General features: G+C 63.8%; 13 protein-coding genes. 3 read left to right on the top strand and 10 right to left on the bottom strand.

Annotated elements, in window-relative coordinates; translation table 11 throughout:
• Positions 1 to 33: 33 nt before the first annotated feature.
• The 3 genes from IPL79_17115 to IPL79_17105 form a co-directional block, all read right to left on the bottom strand.
• Positions 34 to 2,754: a hypothetical protein gene (locus tag IPL79_17115; GenBank protein MBK9072699.1), complete on the bottom strand. Its 2,721-nt coding sequence runs from the start codon at positions 2,752 to 2,754 to the stop codon at positions 34 to 36.
• A gap of 135 nt (positions 2,755 to 2,889) precedes the next feature.
• Positions 2,890 to 4,557 (bottom strand): acyl-CoA/acyl-ACP dehydrogenase, encoded by a 1,668-nt coding sequence (locus tag IPL79_17110; protein ID MBK9072698.1) that lies wholly within the window; start codon positions 4,555 to 4,557, stop codon positions 2,890 to 2,892.
• 17 nt (positions 4,558 to 4,574) lie between these two features.
• On the bottom strand, positions 4,575 to 5,114 hold the full coding sequence (locus IPL79_17105; protein ID MBK9072697.1) for an HNH endonuclease: 540 nt from the start codon (positions 5,112 to 5,114) through the stop codon (positions 4,575 to 4,577).
• A 178-nt stretch (positions 5,115 to 5,292) separates the two neighbouring features.
• On the opposite strand from IPL79_17105, the gene IPL79_17100 reads away from it, so the two are divergent.
• Both IPL79_17100 and feoB read left to right on the top strand, forming a co-directional pair.
• A complete protein-coding gene (locus IPL79_17100) occupies positions 5,293 to 5,526 on the top strand; it encodes a ferrous iron transport protein A (protein MBK9072696.1) in 234 nt (77 codons plus the stop codon).
• Positions 5,523 to 7,640 (top strand): ferrous iron transport protein B, encoded by a 2,118-nt coding sequence (feoB, locus tag IPL79_17095; GenBank protein ID MBK9072695.1) that lies wholly within the window; start codon positions 5,523 to 5,525, stop codon positions 7,638 to 7,640. The genes IPL79_17100 and feoB overlap by 4 nt, the downstream gene beginning before the upstream one ends.
• Before the next feature lie 37 nt (positions 7,641 to 7,677).
• Here feoB and IPL79_17090 read toward each other — a convergent pair whose 3' ends face one another.
• The 5 genes from IPL79_17090 to IPL79_17070 form a co-directional block, all read right to left on the bottom strand.
• Positions 7,678 to 8,580 carry a hypothetical protein gene (locus IPL79_17090; protein ID MBK9072694.1) on the bottom strand — a complete coding sequence of 301 codons (903 nt, stop codon included), beginning with the start codon at positions 8,578 to 8,580 and terminating at the stop codon, positions 7,678 to 7,680.
• 123 nt (positions 8,581 to 8,703) lie between these two features.
• Positions 8,704 to 10,416 carry a hypothetical protein gene (locus tag IPL79_17085; GenBank protein ID MBK9072693.1) on the bottom strand — a complete coding sequence of 571 codons (1,713 nt, stop codon included), beginning with the start codon at positions 10,414 to 10,416 and terminating at the stop codon, positions 8,704 to 8,706.
• Positions 10,413 to 10,652, bottom strand: a complete 240-nt coding sequence (locus IPL79_17080; GenBank protein ID MBK9072692.1) for a hypothetical protein — start codon at positions 10,650 to 10,652, stop codon at positions 10,413 to 10,415. The genes IPL79_17085 and IPL79_17080 overlap by 4 nt, the downstream gene beginning before the upstream one ends.
• 101 nt (positions 10,653 to 10,753) lie before the next feature.
• On the bottom strand, positions 10,754 to 11,398 hold the full coding sequence (locus IPL79_17075) for a glutathione S-transferase N-terminal domain-containing protein (GenBank protein ID MBK9072691.1): 645 nt from the start codon (positions 11,396 to 11,398) through the stop codon (positions 10,754 to 10,756).
• Positions 11,382 to 12,491 carry a tRNA pseudouridine(13) synthase TruD gene (locus IPL79_17070; protein ID MBK9072690.1) on the bottom strand — a complete coding sequence of 370 codons (1,110 nt, stop codon included), beginning with the start codon at positions 12,489 to 12,491 and terminating at the stop codon, positions 11,382 to 11,384. The genes IPL79_17075 and IPL79_17070 overlap by 17 nt, the downstream gene beginning before the upstream one ends.
• A 56-nt stretch (positions 12,492 to 12,547) precedes the next feature.
• On the opposite strand from IPL79_17070, the gene IPL79_17065 reads away from it, so the two are divergent.
• Positions 12,548 to 13,651, top strand: a complete 1,104-nt coding sequence (locus IPL79_17065; protein MBK9072689.1) for a ChaN family lipoprotein — start codon at positions 12,548 to 12,550, stop codon at positions 13,649 to 13,651.
• A 25-nt stretch (positions 13,652 to 13,676) separates the two neighbouring features.
• Here the strand turns inward: IPL79_17065 and IPL79_17060 are convergent, their stop codons facing one another.
• A complete protein-coding gene (locus IPL79_17060) occupies positions 13,677 to 14,810 on the bottom strand; it encodes a hypothetical protein (GenBank protein ID MBK9072688.1) in 1,134 nt (377 codons plus the stop codon).
• 42 nt (positions 14,811 to 14,852) lie between these two features.
• Positions 14,853 to 16,409: an AbgT family transporter gene (locus IPL79_17055; GenBank protein MBK9072687.1), complete on the bottom strand. Its 1,557-nt coding sequence runs from the start codon at positions 16,407 to 16,409 to the stop codon at positions 14,853 to 14,855.
• Positions 16,410 to 16,472: the final 63 nt, after the last annotated feature.

Genomic DNA, 16,472 nt, shown 5'->3' with positions numbered 1-16,472 from the left:
CTACCAACGGACCGCGGTCAGGTCCGGCAGACATTACGCGACCTCCTTAGCGGCGCGGCGCCGGCGTTGCAGCGTCAACGCCGCGAGGGCAAGCAGCAGCCAGCCTGCGCCTGCCCCGGTTTGCGCCGAACAGCCCTTGCCGGCAACGGTCACGCGTTGCGACGCCGGCGCGACGTCGGCTGGAAAATAGCAACTTCCTTGCACGCAGACCTGCTCCTCGCTTGGGCAGGCGACCGTCGCACAGACATCCGGTTCGCACAGGCCGTTAAGCGGATTGCAGGCCAGGCCGACGTCGCACATAAAGCCTTCGGCGCAAAGATTTCCGACGCACACGCCGGCTGCGGCATTGCACACCTCACCGGTGATGCAGGGGCCGCCGCAAGGATCCTCAACGCAAACTCCGAGCTCGCAACGGCGGCCGGTGCCGCATGCCACGCCGGCGCAGGAGTCGACGCAATCGCCGCCGCTGCAGTACTCGCCGCCCTCGCAGGTGACGCCGGCACACGGATTATCGATGCATTCGCCGGCAACGCAGGTGTCCGTCGCGTCGCAGCGCTCGGGGAAGGTGCGGCAATCATCGAAGCGGCATTCGCCAAGCTCGGGCACGCAAACCGTGCCGGCACTGCATGGCGTAATGTCGCAGGCGCGCAGGCAGGTGCCTTCGACACAGGTGGTCGCATCGCCGCCGGGCAGCGGTTCGCAGACGACGTCAAAACACAGATCGGTGATGCAAAAACCATCGATGCAGCTACGGCCGAGCGGGCACGGGAACTCGCCCGGAGCGCATACAAAGGCGCATTCGCACTGCACGCATTGCGAGCCACCGCTGCACAGGCTGCCGGGGTTTTCGTCGATGCTGCCATCGCAATCGTCATCCTCGCAATTACAAATCTCGACGCCCACCGGCGGCCCTTCACACACAAGGCCGCCGTTGAGGCATTCGAGCACGCCATTGCAGATGGTGCCGCCTTGGTTGCAGGCGCCACCGCCAAACGTGCCGTCGTCGATTACCCCATCGCAGTCGTCGTCAAAGCCATTGCACGTCTCAACACCCGCCTGCCCATCTGGGCATTGGATTTGCCCCGCGACGCAAACGGTCACGCCAACGCCGCAGGCGGCATCGCAGGCGTTGCCGCCGGTGTCTTCATCGACGAAGCCATCGCAATCATTGTCGAGAAGGTCGCAAACCTCGGTTTGCGGCACGACCTCGCCGGTGCATGGCAAAAAGTTGCCGTCGCCATTGGCGGGGCAAATCTGCGTCCCAGGATGACAGATGCCAATATTGGGGTTGCCACCGGGCAAATCCGAGCAGCTTTGCGCGAAGCCGTCGGTGAGGCCGTCGCAGTTGTTGTCGAGCGAGTCACAAATCTCGGTCTGCGGCCCGACGTCGTCGCAGCCGACCCACACGCCGGCGACGCACGTCTCGGTGCCCTTCACGCACACGCCAACGTCGCTGCCGCAGGTGCGCGTAAGATTGTCGTCGACGACCCCGTCGCAGTCGTCGTCGAGGTTGTTGCAGACCTCGACGTTGGTGCAGCCGCCACAGACGTTGCCTTCGTCGATCAGGGTGTCGCAATCATTGTCGAGGCCGTCGCAAATTTCTGTCGAGGGCGAATCGCCAGGATTGGTGACCTGGCAGGTGGTGCCGGTCTCGCCCGCGTTGCAGACAAGCACACCCGAGCCGCGGCACACACCAATGCCGTTATCAAAGCAGGCGTCACCGAGGTTGGTGAAGTCTTCGTCGATGAGCGTGTCGCAGTCATCGTCAGCGCCGTTGCACAGCTCGTACTTGATCGACTCAGCGACGATATCAGAGATGGCGATCTGCAGCTCTTCCTCGTTGGCGGCGTAGTAGCCCTCGTTTTCCCCCGGCACATTGGGGCGTCCCCCGGCCTGTGCCAGCGCCTCGATGGCGGCGTCGCCGGCGGCAATGCCAAAGCCGATGGCGCGGGTCTCGATGCGATAGGTCAGGCCGTCGACCACGGTTGTGAGCAGCGACGTCGCCGCCGCAGGCGCGCTGCCGCCACACGTTTCCCCGCCGTCGGTAAGCTGAATTACGAGGTATGGGCGGCATTGCTCGCCGCCGACGAAGACGTTCTTGAGCGGGTCGTTGCGAATCGGATCAGCGCCGAGCCCCGTGGCGTAAGGGCCGAAGTTGGGCGAGTCAAGGCCCTGGTAGTAGCGCTTCGCGCCGACGATCGATCCGCCAATCGGGGTGCCGCCAGAGGCGATGATTTCGGGGTCGGCGGCGCCATTGGTGCATCCGCCGCTACACGACATGTTGTTAAACGAGACCACGCCGCCGGTGTTGCCGTCGTACAGCGGCACCAAGACGTCGAGTGAATCGCCGAGGTTGCCGTTGGCGTTACACACCACATTTTTTGAAGGACAGCTCTGCGTGTTCGGCGCATTGCCGCAGGTTTGATTGCCCGAGCCCGTTGGCGCCTGGCGATAAATGCCAAGACCCAAAATCATTTCAGCGTAGCTATACGCAACGCGCTGGATCGCGCACTTCGCGTGATCCAGCTTGCTGCTGGAGCTGCCCGGACAACTTGCGACGCCGGCATTGGTTGAAGAGCCCATCGAGCCCGAGGTATCGACGATGAGCAAAACGTACGGCTTGACCTCGGTATCGGCGGCGGCGGGCGTGGCGCCGAGCGAACCAGCGAGCGTGAGCAAGCACCCGACCAGCCACACCGGCCAACTCGCCGCGGCGCCAGGTGTGGCCCCACCAACGCGTGCGCGTGACGACATCGCAAAAAACCTCGGCATTAGTTGATAATACGCGCATAAACTGGCAGCGGGAAGTGGCGCGCGTGGCCGCGTGCTCGCGCTGTGCAACAGCGCACGGCCTCGCTGGCGCATATATACCTACATGGCGGCTGCGATCTATGCCGCGGAAAATAGCCCGCGCGCGATGACCTTGAGAATCAGCACTGGGCGCACGCCCTCAAAGATCGGCAGCACTAGCGCATCGGCGACGTGGCGGCTAATCGCGTATTCCTCGGCATACCCCCAGCCGCCGTGGAGGACTTGGCCCATTTGGGTGCACTCGACCGCGGCATCGCAGGCAAAGAGCTTGGCCCCCGCGGCCAAGATCGAGGCGGCGCGCTCATCGACGTCCATGGCCTGCGCCGCTACATAGGTGATGGCGCGCGCCGCAATCAGGCTGCTCGCCATTTCGGCGATGGATGCCTGCGTCAAGCCAAAGGTTGCGAGCGGCTGGCCAAATTGGGCGCGATCCGCAACGTAGCCGCAGGTAGCTTCAAGCGCCGCCTGCATGAGGCCGCAGGCGCGACCACCAGTTTGCAAGCGACCCGCCGCAAAGCCGGCCATCTGCAAGTAAAAGCCGCGGCCGACGCCGGCGGCCTCGCCAACCAGATGCGTCGCCGGCACGAACCACTTGTCAAATGCGAGCGAAAACGAATGCATGCCGCGATAGCCCGGCGTGTGGTCCGCCTGGCCGTGCAAGGTGCCGCCACCCGGTTGCGCCAGCTCGAAGGCGTGGCCAGCAAACGGCGGTTTCTCGACGATGAACAGCGATAGGCCCTTGGCGCCCTTGCTGGCGTCGGCATCGGTGCGCGCCAGCAGCGCGATGATATCGGCGCGCCCGGCAAACGTGCACCACGCCTTGGCGCCGCTAATTGAATAACCCGCGACGCCCTCGACCGTGGTCGCCTCAGCGCGGCAGCGCAGCGACGCGACGTCCGAGCCAATGTCGGGCTCGGTGACGGAGATAGCGACCATCTTTTTGCCGCTGGCAATTAGCGGCAACCAGGTTGCTTGTTGCGCCGCGCTGCCGCCGTGCACCAGCGCCTTGGCAAGAATCTCGGGCCGCGTGATCAGCGAGCCGCCGCCGGCAAGCGAGCCACGCGAGAGTTCCTCGGTGGTGACGATCATCGCCAAATGACCCATTTCATTGCCGCCGAAGCGCTCGGGTACCGAGAGGCCAAAATAACCAAGCTCGGCCATGGCGCTTAGCAACGCGTCCGGCACCAGGAGGTCTTGTAAATGGAGTTGCGCGGCGATCGGCGCGACGGTCTTGTTGGCAAACTGCCGCACCGAGGCCCGCACGTCGCCGGTGGTCTCGTCGTCGTGCGCGGGCACCTGACCGCGGCGCGCGATGATGCGCTCGCCAAAGCTCGTGAGCTCGGCGTGTGAGGCGAGCTGTTGCAACGCCTGGCCGAAGGCTGGCGCCGTCACCGCGGCCAGCGCCGTGCCCAGCTTCGCCTCGTCGCCGAGTTCATACGCCACGGCGTGCAAACGATCGCGGCTGCGCCGTGCCACGCGGGCGATCGCCACCCGATACCCTTGCGCCAAGTCGCGCCTATCGCCCTCGGCCATGCGCGCGGCGCCACTTAGCGCGCCATGTGCCGTCACAAGATGGCGCACCACTTCGAGCTCAGTCGCCGCATACGCGAGCGCGACTACCAAGGGTTGGTGCGCGTCGAGCGTTCGCTCGTTGATGCCGAGCACCCTCGCCTGCGATAGCGCCGCCGCGACCACGGCCTCCAGGGGCGTAACGATCTGCGAGATTGGCGCGGCCCACTTGGTCATGTTATGACCATACCGGCTCACTCGTCGGTATCAAGCGCGGACGTCCAATACAGGTAGTCGCGCCACGCATCTGGCACCGAACGCAGGCTGACCCGGATAGATACCGCGGGCACCCATGCGGGTTGGCGCGGCGTTGACAAAAGCGCCATGCCGGCCTCCTTGGGCGTGCGGCCTCCTTTGTCGCGATTGCAGCGATAGCAGCACGTCACGATGTTTTCCCAATCGGTGACGCCACCGCGCGAGCGCGGCACCACGTGGTCGTAGGTCAACTCGCGGAGGCCCGCGCGCACGCCGCAGTATTGGCATTTGTAGCCGTCGCGCGCGTAAATGTTAACGCGCGAGAAGCGCACGGGGCGATTCGGCCGACGAAACGCCTTGAGCAGGCGCACCACCGCGGGCACCTTGATCACCAAGCTCACCGAGCGAATGTCGGCGTCGTATTCCTCGACGACCTCGACCTTGCCGAGAAAAAACAACGTGATGGCGCGCTGCCACGAGATAATTTTGATCGGCTCGTAGCCCTGAGATAACAGCAGGGTCTGGGCTTGCGTGGTCATGTCGTCGCGGAAATGGCTCGGTGGCTCCGTCCTCCTCTATTAAGGATACTCACAATCGGCCGTAGGCGCGACACTTTGCCTAGGGCGCCCCCGATCTCGGCCGAATCAGCAATGATATCCGTACCCTATAGCCTAGACGCCAACTTGAAAACAATTTTCATTATGCTAGTGTGCCTACATGAATTCGCTCGCCGACGCAAAGCCCTACCAGGCGATGAAGGTGGTGGCGATCCACGGCGCGCGGACGTTTCGTCGCCGGCTGCTGGAAATGGGCATCGTGCCGGGCACAGAAATTTGTGTGGCACATATTGCGCCGCTCGGCTGCCCGATCGAATTTGAGGCGCGCAAGACCCGCCTCTCGGTGCGGCGCGTCGAGGCGAAAAATATCATTGTCGAGATGAGCGCGACGTGACTCGGGCCATAGCCATTGCCGGCAACCCCAACTCGGGGAAGTCCACGCTGTTTCAGGCGCTGACCGGCAAGCGCGTCCGCATCGGCAACTACCCCGGCATCACGGTCGAGGAGCGCCGCGCCGACTTGCGCGGCCATCCCGAACTCGAATTGGTCGACATTCCCGGCACCTATAGCTTGGTGGCGCGCACCGGCGAAGAGCAAATCGCCATCGAGCGTATCTTGGGCCTTGGCAGCGCGCCGCCCGCTGCCGTGGTGGTTTGCGTTGAGACCAGCCAGGCGCTGCGGGGCTTGTATTTCGCGATGCAGCTGCAGGAATTTGGCGTCCCCATCGTGGTCGCGCTCACGCTCGCCGACGAGGCGGCGCACGTCCCTGATACGCGCGCAATCGCTGCGGCGCTTGGCTGCGAGGTGATTGCCGTCGCGGCGCGCGAAGGCCGCGGCCTCGATACGTTAACCCGCGCGATGGTGCGCGTCGCGGGCGAGCCGCCACCGGAGCCGAAGTGGCGTTGGCAGCCGTCGCCCGCGCTCGCGGCCATGATTGACGACGTCGTGCCGCACTTGCCCACCTCGCTCGCCTCCGCTCGCGACGCGCGGGCGATGGCGCTCTGGGCCCTGCAAAGCGTCGACAACGACCACGACGCCGATGCCGATAGGCTGCGCCATGTCTCGCCGCCCTTGCTGGCCGCGGTCACGTCCCACGCCGCGCATGGCCCTGCGATCGATGGCGAAGTGGCGCAGGCGCGATGGGCATGGCTCGACGCCAACTTGGCGCCTCTCTTTGTCGCGCCCCCAACGCGCGTGCAGACGCGCGCCGATCGCATCGACGCGGTGCTGCTCAATCGCTTCGCCGGCATGGCGGTCTTCATTGCCATCATGTTTGTCGTGTTCATGTCGCTCTTTGCATGGGCCGATCCGGCGATCGCGACCATCGAGGGCGGCCAGGCCATGCTCGGCGACGCAGTGCGCGCGGCGATGGGCCAAGGGCTTGCGGCGGACTTCGTCGTCGACGCGGTGATTGGCGGCGTTGGTTCGGTCTTGGTGTTTCTGCCGCAGATTCTGCTGCTGTTTCTGTTTCTCGGCGTGCTCGAAGACTCGGGCTATCTCGCGCGCGTCGCGTATCTGATGGATCGCGTGATGCGCACGATGAACCTGCACGGCAAGGCGTTCGTGCCGATGCTGTCGGGTTTTGCCTGCGCGGTGCCCGCGATCATGGCGACACGCACCATGGAACGCCAACGCGACCGCATTCTCACCATGGCGGTGATTCCGCTCATGACCTGCTCGGCCCGGCTGCCGGTCTATAGCCTTATTATTGGCGCGCTCTTCGTCGGGCAAAAATTCACCCAGTCGCTGCTGATGGTGGCGATGTATTTGTTTTCGATCGTGATGTCGCTGCTGGCGGCCTTCGTCTTGTCGCGCACGGTAAAACCGCTGCGGGCCAAGCGGCTGCCCTTTATCATCGAGCTGCCGCCCTATCGAATGCCAGGGCTGCGCGACGTGCTGCGCCAGATGTGGGAGCGATCGCGCATGTTTCTCACCGAGGCGGGTACCGTTATCTTTGCATGCACGATTGGGCTGTGGGTGCTGCTGACGTTCCCACGTAGCGACGTGCCGCCTTCGCTTGAGGCCCCGCCCGCGTCGGTCATGCCGGTCAATCTCGATCCTGCGGCGTACGCCCAGAGCTATCAGCTGCGCCACAGCTATGCTGGTCGGCTCGGACACTTCATCGAGCCGGCGATCGAGCCGCTCGGCTTTGATTGGAAGATCGGCGTCGGCCTGCTCGGCGCGTTTGCGGCGCGCGAGGTGTTTGTCTCGACGATGGGCGTCGTCTACAGCGTCGGCGGCGAGGTCGATGAGCACAGCACCTCGCTGCGCGACGCGATGCACGCCGAGCGCCGCGAGGATGGCTCGAAGTTGTTTACGCCGCTGGTCGGCATCAGCCTGATGGTGTTTTTTGCGCTCGCCATGCAATGCATCTCAACGCTGGCGGTGCTCAAGCGCGAGACCCAAGGCTATCGCTGGCCGATGTTTGTTCTGCTGTATATGACGGGCATGGCGTGGCTGGCGAGCTTTGCCGTTTACCAAGGCGGCCGACTGCTTGGATTCTCCTAAGGGGGGAGCGCCCACCTGCCGGTAGCCTGTCCTACCGCTACGGCGCAAAGCCGGCGACGACGGGGCGATGATCGCTAACGGTGTCTTCGAAGTTAATAAACTGGTCGTCGATCTCTGCCACTTGGGCCGTGGCCCCCGCGGCGAAATCGCCGGCGAATACGACGTGGTCTAGCATCGCCTGGGACGGCAAAAACGAGTAGTCGCCGGCTTCGGCGGGGGCCTTGGTGGGAAACTGATAAAGCTCGCTGCCGTCGGTAATGGGGGCGAGAATTTCATCGCCGCTCGACTCCGATGGATCGGTGTTGAAATCGCCAAGCAGCACGATGCGATCGTTCGCATTCGCGTCAAGACGGTCGCGAATATAGATATCGAGCAGCGAGATCGAGGTTTCGCGTTGCTGCCGATCTTGCGCCGTAAAACCAGCCTTGAGATGAATGATGATGGCGTCAAATTCAAAGGCGCCATCGGGGCCGTTATAGGTCAGCGCAACGCGCAAAGGCGGCCGCGGCATGGACGCCGACTGGTCGACCAAGATGAGCTCACTGCCTCGAATTGTGATGACGTCTTTGCGCGCGATGAGCCCAGTTTTTTGATAGGAATTTGGCGCGTAGCGATGGGTCGATAACACCGCCTCGTAGTCAGGCAGCCCCTCCATGAGGGCGTCAAAATTGGTGACGCTGGCGATAGCCACCGTTGAGGCGCTCTTGGGAAAGCCTTCGATATTCCACGTCGCGACGTCAAACGCCGACGGGCTGCCATAGGCATCAAAGATGGGCTCGCGTGGCGGCACTACGGGCGCGTCGGGCAAGGCCGCATCCGGGTCACCACCCGCCGGTGCGGGACACCCCGACGACGCCAGCGCGAGGCATCCGGCGACGAGCAACCCGACGCCCCCTGACGCGCAACGTGCATCGAGGACCTCGCGCGCCTTGCCTTGCATGCGCGGGTTGTACCACGCGCCGCGCGCCGCGCACCGACAATGTTGGGCGGCCCGACGAGCGTGTCCTTAAGGCAGCCGCCTATGGCACGGGCGCAGGCGTGACGGGCTGCCCCCCCACCGGCGCTACGGGCTGCGCCTGAGGCTTAACCTGCAGCTCCGCGGGGCAGTATGTCGGCACGGCGCCCTCGACGGGTTCATTTTTTTCGCGTGCGAGGATGCCGACCTGATCGGCACCTGCCGCGGCCACCACCGAAAGCCGCGTTGCCGGCACGCCGCGCGCCGCGAGATGCTCGACCAGCGCCTGGCCACGTTTTCGGCGTCTACCTTGCTGCGCGTCGAGACCGCAATGGTCCATTTGGTCACGGTATGCTCGCGCACCATGATGAGCGCGACCTGATCCATCACCAAAGCGCCGACACGGCCAAGCGAGGTCTTGGCAAATTCGGGCGTGCGCACCAGGATGATGCGGCTCCCATCAAAGCTCGCCAACTCGGCGCCGCCTTCATCAGCACAGCCGTCAAAGTCGTCGATGCCATTGACCGTCTCGGCCTCGCCGTCACACATGTCCTTGGCGTCGATGACGCCGTCGCCGTCGTTGTCTAGCTCAGGGCAGCCGTCGCCGTCATTGACGCCATCGGCATCCTCGGGACACAGCGGGCAGCCATCGTCGACATCGTCGATGCCGTCTTTGTCGTTGTCGAGCTCAGGGCAGCCGTCGGCGTCCTCGAACCCGTCCATGTCTTCCTCTTGATCAGGGCACGCATCGAGATAGTCGGGCAGCATGTCGCTGTCGGTGTCGCGCTTGTCAAACGGACAACCATCCTTGGTGTGCGGCACCTTGCCGTCTTCTTTTTCGTCGACGCATTGATCGTCGCGATCCATGATGCCGTCGCCGTCGTTGTCCGGATCGGGGCAGCCATCTTCGTCTTGGTAGCCGTCGCTATCCTCGGCATCGGTGGGGCATTTGTCGGTGCCATCGAGCTTGAGGTCGCCGTCGTTGTCCGGATCGGGACAACCATCGCTGTCCTTAAAGCCGTCGAAGTCTTCCGCCAGGCTGACGCACTTGTCGATGGCATTTGGCACGCCGTCGCCGTCGCGATCGCCCGTATCTGGCGCCCACCCTAGCGAGGTAAACACCCGCAGGTCGGGCGCGCCGATGCCGCCGTAAACGCCCGTGCTGCCGCCGGCGCTAAACGTCAGCGACGTGCCCATGCGCAGCCGCAGGCCGCCACCGGCCTCGATGGGGGAATTTTCATAATTCAGATCCAAATCGGTGCGGCCAAAGCCTTCGCCAAATAGGGAAAATTGATCTGTGATGCGAAAGGCCACCCCGGCCGCCCAGGTAAATTGCGAGCCAACGCGCACCGCGTAGATCTCGCGCGTCTTGCGCCCGATAAATCCGCCGTGGGCACCGATGATAAAGCCGCCGCCTCGGCTCGACCAGTGCATGCCTAGCCGAACGCGACCGCTGACGAAGTTATCGCCCAAGAATTCGGAGTCGCCATTGCCAAAGCTGCTCGGCGCGCCAAGGCCGGCGGCGCCCGCAATCGCAAAGTGATGCTTGTGCACCAATTGATACTTGGCTTCAAGGCGGGCGTCGCCCAGCCCAGAGATGCTGAGCCCCCCCGGCAACGGCCTCGCGTCGTTTGGAGAGAGGCCCTGCCCGCGCATCGAGAAGGTGATCGGCAACGCCGCGCCAAGCTGCAGTCGCCGCGCCACGCCATACGCAAATGTCAACTCACCCGCGGCGATCGATTCGACAACCACGGCGCGTTCCTTGGCCAATTCGCCATCGCGCAAGGTGTAGACGACCAACGGATTGGTCAGATAGGTCACCAGGACATCAACGCTAAGCTGTTTGGGTGCCGCGACAGGGCCGTCGTCGACGGACAAAACGACCGCGGGCCGGGCGGCAACTCAAGCGTCTGCAACGCGACCGCTGGGTCGTACGGCGCCTGCGGTTGAGCCCAGCTGGACGTCGGCGAAACCGCAAAGGCCGCGGTTATCATCGCAGCCATGAAATACAAGGCGGCCGGCGTGGCAATTGGCGCTCGCGTTACTCGGCGACTCATCGAGATCTATTCTACTTGAGATTGTTAGAGCCAAGGCGCATGGCGCCACGGCTTCCAAGCAATCGCGACAATTTTGCCAGGCTGTGGCTGTGCGCAGTTACCTACATGGACATGCCGCGTGCCACGGCGGGGCGACGGCCAAGCTCGCCGAGCCAACGCGCGATGTGCGGAAAATCCGCTAGGTCGAGCCCAATGGCGGCGTGGGGCACCACCCATGGATAGGCCGCGATGTCTGCGATCGAATAATCGCCCGCGATAAATTCGTGGCCCCCTAGTTGTTGGTTGAGCACGCCGTAGAGCCGCCGCACTTCAGTCGTGTAGCGCTCGATGCCATAAGGCACGCGTTCGGGCGCGAACTTAACGAAATGCATCGCTTGCCCGGACATGGGCCCCAGCCCCGCCATCTGCCAGTAGAGCCACTGCTCGCAAGTCGCGCGCGCGCGCGCTGCGGTTGGGTAATAAAGCCCGGTCTTGTTGCCGAGATATTGCAGAATCGCGCCCGATTCGAACAACGCCAAGGGCGCGCCATCTGGCCCGGTGGGGTCGACAATGGCGGGAATCTTATTGTTCGGACTGATCGCCAAAAACTCGGGCGTGAACTGGTCTTTGTTGGCAAAGCTAATCCGGTGCAGCTTGTAGGTTACGCCCATTTCCTCGCACCCAATGACAATCTTTTGTCCATTTGGTGTGTTGGCGAAATACAGGTCAATAGGGCTGAGCGCCCCGTAGTCACGCGTTTGACTCATCGTTGGATTCTCCTCGCAGCGAGTCCAGGGCGGCGCGCGCCGGCTTCTGCACCTCGGCCATTACCACGGTGGCATAGGCCCCGCTAGGCAACCAAAACGAAAGTTCGATCGCATCGGGTGCGAGGTGGCGAGCGCTCGCTTGGCGCAGCGCAAACGAGGAGGGGCGACGCGCGCCCGGCGCATGCCGGGCCATGGCGAGCAGGTTCGTTGGCGTCACGTCGGCGGCGGCGAGAATGGCCGCTTCGCGCCCCGCGGCGTCGCTCCCTGGCGGTGAGGGGCGCATCTCGGCACCAAACATCGGCCCCATAATTGCCAGCTCGTCGCCACGCAGCCGCGCCGTTTCGGCGATGGCATCCTCCGCGGTAAACTGGCCGCCCGCATGCTTTTTGAGCCAGTCGCCGCCAAGCACCGTGGCGAAGAGGCCATCGGCAAGGCGCGCGCGCAGCCACGCGTTGAACCAATGCGACTGCAGCGACGACGCAAAAAAGCGCGCCTTGCGCCGATCGAGCGGCCACGGCAGCGCGCCGGTTAACATGTCGCGCGCGACGATATGATTATCGAGGTCGCTGCCAAAGCGCTGCCCGCCAAACCAATTAGGCACGCCCGGCGGCGCGGCCAGCTCGGCAAGCGCGCGCGAGGCGTGCGCGAGCGCGGCGTCCGCGTCGGCCAGGCCGCGCACCGCGATGACGAAGCGATTACCCGCCAGGTGGCCGAGCCGGAGCTTGGTGCTATGCAGCTTGGCATCGAGCACCTCGATGTCCGGAATACGGATAGCCGCCAATTGCGCGGCGGTCACTGACTTGGCAGGGAGCGTTAGCTGCTGGGTGGTGAGCGCGAGCTTGTCTTTCATCCCCGCGTAGCCAATGTCGCGATCGGAGATGTCGAGGGCGCGCGCGAGCTGCTTCATGGCAAAGGGCGTGGTGACATTGCGCTTTTGCACGCGCACCAGCCAGTGATCGCCGCGCCCGCTGGCCTCGGGCCCGCCTTCTTCTATAACCACAAAGTCCTCGGGTGAGGTCTTGATTTGTCCCCCTACGCCCGGCGTCGTGGTCAACCACGTGGGGTCGGCGTTGAGGTGGTAGGTGTCCGACATTGTGGTTCGCGCATGTAGCGTGCAGCGCGCGCGCGGGCAGCGTAGAATAAAAGCCTATGCCGCGCCCGACGATAACTGCCATTTCTTTGTGCGCGCTTGCGAGCGGCTTGCTCGGCTGCAAATCGATGGTTGGCTCGCGCCCTGCGGCCCGAGGTCCGGCGCCAACTGCGTCGGCGGCGGCCGAGCCAGCAGCGGATGGCGCGCGACTACCCACCGCCACGCCTGTCGCCGGCGAGCCCAAGGCCGCGGCAAAGGCAACCCAACCGGCCAAGGCGGCCGCGCCGCCGATCACGCCGGAGCAATTCGAGAAAGCCGCGATGAGCTATGCATTCATCGACGGCAAGACGGGTCGCAGCATCGACACACCGACCGCTTTCGCGCAGCTTAGCTCGGTACAACTGGTGTGCATTGGTGAAGAACACGATGACGTCCGCCATCACTGGGCGCAGCGCGAGTTGGTGAAGAACCTCAGCATTGGCGCAATTCCGGGCAGCCTCGCGCTTGGGCTGGAAATGGTGCAGGCGCCGTTTCAGGGCGTACTCGATGACTACGAGGCCAAGGCGATCGACGTCGCCACCTTTCTAACCCGCAGTGGATGGACCACGCGATGGGGCTACGATTTTGGCTTCTATCAACCAATCCTCGCCACCGCGATCGCGACCAGGATCAAGCTGCTAGCGCTCAATGCGCCGCGCGAGCTGACCCGGCGCGTGGTGCGAGATGGGCTCGAGGCGCTGTCGGCTGATGAGAAGGCGCAGCTGCCGCCCATCGTAGCCTTGCCCGCGCATGAGACGTGGTTTTGGCAGCAGATGATGGGCCTGGGCCATCCGACGACTGGCGGTGCGGAGGCAGACACAACCGATGAGGCAGGCAGCAAGACGCCGGGGCGTGGCCATCGCTACTATCAGGTGCAGGAAATCTGGGATGAGACCATGGCCGAGGGCGCGACCAAATGGCTGCGGCTCGACAAGAACCGGCGCGTCATCGTGCTTGCTGGTACCGGCCATTGCCATGCGCTCGGGGTGCCCGCACGTGCCCAGCGCCGGGGCATCAAGAAGATTGCCTCGGTGCGGCCGATCGTCGATGCGAGCGACGATGCGATCGCCGATGAAATTTCCTCGCGGCAATATGATTACTTGATGATCCTGCGTAAGCCCTAGTGCCGCGATGCAGTGAGGCGCAGGCTTACGTCGCGGCTAGTACCGCGATGTTAAGGCCCACATATGCGGCCGTTACAACGGCCAAGGTCAAGATGTCGAATAGGTGGCTCGCGTGCCGCCGCTGCGCGCGAGGAGCGAAGTAGCGTTGCGAGATGATGCCCTGCACGATGACGATGCAGATGGCGACATAGCCGACCGCATTGACGATGTCGACAAAGGTCGCCGAGGCCGTCTCGGGCACCAGCGGCGCAATGGTCTCGGCATTGATGATGGCGACAAATAGGGCGGTGCCCGCCATGGCAAGCCGCTCGCCGACGGAGTGCAGCAAGAGCCCGAGCAAGGCGAGACCGACCGAAATATAGAGCGCCAAGAATAGGCGCCAGAAAATCCCCCACGAATGGCGCTGCAACATCACGCCAAAAACTAGCTGCGAGTAAGTGGCGCGATAGTCGTCGGGCAGGCCTGGATCGCCCATCCGCGACTTGTAACCGTGCGCTCGAACTTTTATATCGGCGGCGCCAAGTTCGTAGCCATGGACGGCGACGCGCGAGCTGACCACCGTGCCGGTGGTATCGGGCACGAACACTTGCTGATACGACTGCCGCTTCTGATCTTCGATGGCGATGGTCAGCAGATGCTCGTCGCGCGGAAAACGGCTGCCATCAAAGGGCTTGGAGATGGTCGCCTGGACGTAGTAGCGCGCATATTGGCGTCCCTGCCGCTCGGCGCGCTCGATCAGCGTCTTGCCGAGAATCTCGCCGTCGACAACCGCAAAGGTTTCGCCGGGGTCGAGCTCGGCGCCAACCCAGCTAAACCAAATATAAAAGTCGACGCTCCATGTCCCCTCGGCGAGCGAGACGGTGGGAACGCGATTGAGGTAGATGCCTGCCGTTACCGGCATGGCGATGTCTTGCTCATGCCCTGCGGGCGGCGTGCGGGCCGGCTCGGTTTGGCTGGCGTTCTCGCCCATCAGGCCGCTGTTGTGCGCCGCAGTGCGCGCCAGCTCTCCGCGCCGATGCGCGACCAACCAAAAGCCCGCGACCACCGACGCTACGATCAGCGATCCCAGCCAGACAAGCAGCCACTTGCGCTGCCGTGGCGACGCGAGCCGCCAATCGTCACGCAATGAAGTCGATGGTAGCTCGTCGCCTGTAGTCATGCCGCATTGTATACCGACACCATAAGCGGGGGCGCGCCCGGGTTACGGATAAACGTACGCGCCGCCAATGCCAAGCGGGATGCCCAGGACCCAAAAGCCAAGAAGAAAAATCGTCCACAGCAGCAAAAACACCATCGAGTACGGCAGCATCAACGCCGTGAGCGTGCCTATCCCGGTGTTCTTGACATACCGGGCCGAGAACGCGACGACGAGCGGAAAATACGGCATCAGCGGTGTGATGATGTTAGTGGTCGAGTCGCCGACGCGATAGGCGGCCTGGGTAAACTCGGGGGCAATGCCGAGCTGCATGAGCATGGGCACGAAGATCGGGGCCAAGAGCGCCCACTTGGCACTCGCCGAGCCAATGAGCAAATTTGCGCTAGCGGTGAGCAAGATGAGCGCGATGATAGTCACCCAGACTGGTAGCGCGGCGCCTTGCAAGGCAGTGGCGCCCTCGACGGCGAGCAGCGCTCCGAGTTGGCTCTTGTTGAACGAATAGATAAAGAGTGAGGCGAAGAACGCCATGACTAGATAATAACCCATGCTGCTCATCGCCTTGGCCATTGCCTTGATGACATCGCGATGGCTGGTGAACGTGCCCGACGCGTAGCCGTGAGCGAGGCCAGGGAGCAAAAAGAGCAAAAAGATCAGCGGCACGATCGACTGCATCAGCGGCGCGGCGCTTGCGGTCAGCCCGCCATCAGGCGCGCGCATCGCCGAGCTGGCCGGCCACACCACGGCAACCAGCGCGATCAGCCCCAGTACGAACGCAATCGCGCCCGCGCGCAGCCCCTTGCGCTCAGCGTCTGACATGTCGCCCATCGATGGAATGTCGCTGGTGTCGGCGTCGACCGGCACCTTGCGCAGGCGTGGTTCGATGATTTTGTCGGTGATGTACCAGCCCACCAAAACGATCAATAGCGACGAAGCGCCCATGAAAAACCAGTTAGACAGCGGGTTGACGGTACGGGCGGGATCTAAGATGCCAACGGCCTGCTGCGTAATGCCCTGCAACATTGGATCGAGGCTCGAGGGCACCGGATTGGCTGAGAAGCCGCCCGAGACGCCGGCAAACGCCGCAGCAATGCCCGCGAGTGGGTGCCGCCCGGCGGCGTAGAAGATCGCAGCGCCGAGCGGAATGACGAGCACATAGCCAGCATCCGCCGCGGTATGACTAATAATGGCGACGAAGATGAGCATCGGCGTCAGCAGTGCCTTGGGCGTAAAGGCGACCAAGCGCTTAAGGCCAGCGTTAATAAAGCCCGAGTGCTCGGCTACGCCGACGCCGAGCAGCGCAACCAACACCACGCCGAGCGGGTGAAAGCTGGTGAAGGTCTTCACCATGTCGCTCAAAAACGTCGCGATCGCCTTGCCGCTGAGCTGGCTCTCAACCGCCTTGGCGACCACGCCGTCCTTAGATGGCACGTCGAACTTGTGGCCATCGAGCAGCGCGGAAATCACCCATACCAGAGCGAGCGCGATGACAAACAACACCGCAGGGTCAGGCAACTTGTTGCCGACGCGTTCGATTAGATTAAGGGCGCGCGCGCCCAGAGACGGCCTCGGCTCAGCGGCCGGCGGCGATGAGGCTTGGGTCATGGCGCGCACGCTAGCGCGGCCCCCTGACGTTTCGGGACGACTGGGTGACCTTGCTTTGCCTGG

The organism is Myxococcales bacterium (assembly GCA_016716835.1).
Classification (GTDB): domain Bacteria; phylum Myxococcota_A; class Polyangia; order Haliangiales; family Haliangiaceae; genus JADJUW01.
Note: the sequence above shows the minus strand (reverse complement) of the source record. Positions and strands in the feature narration are given on the sequence as shown.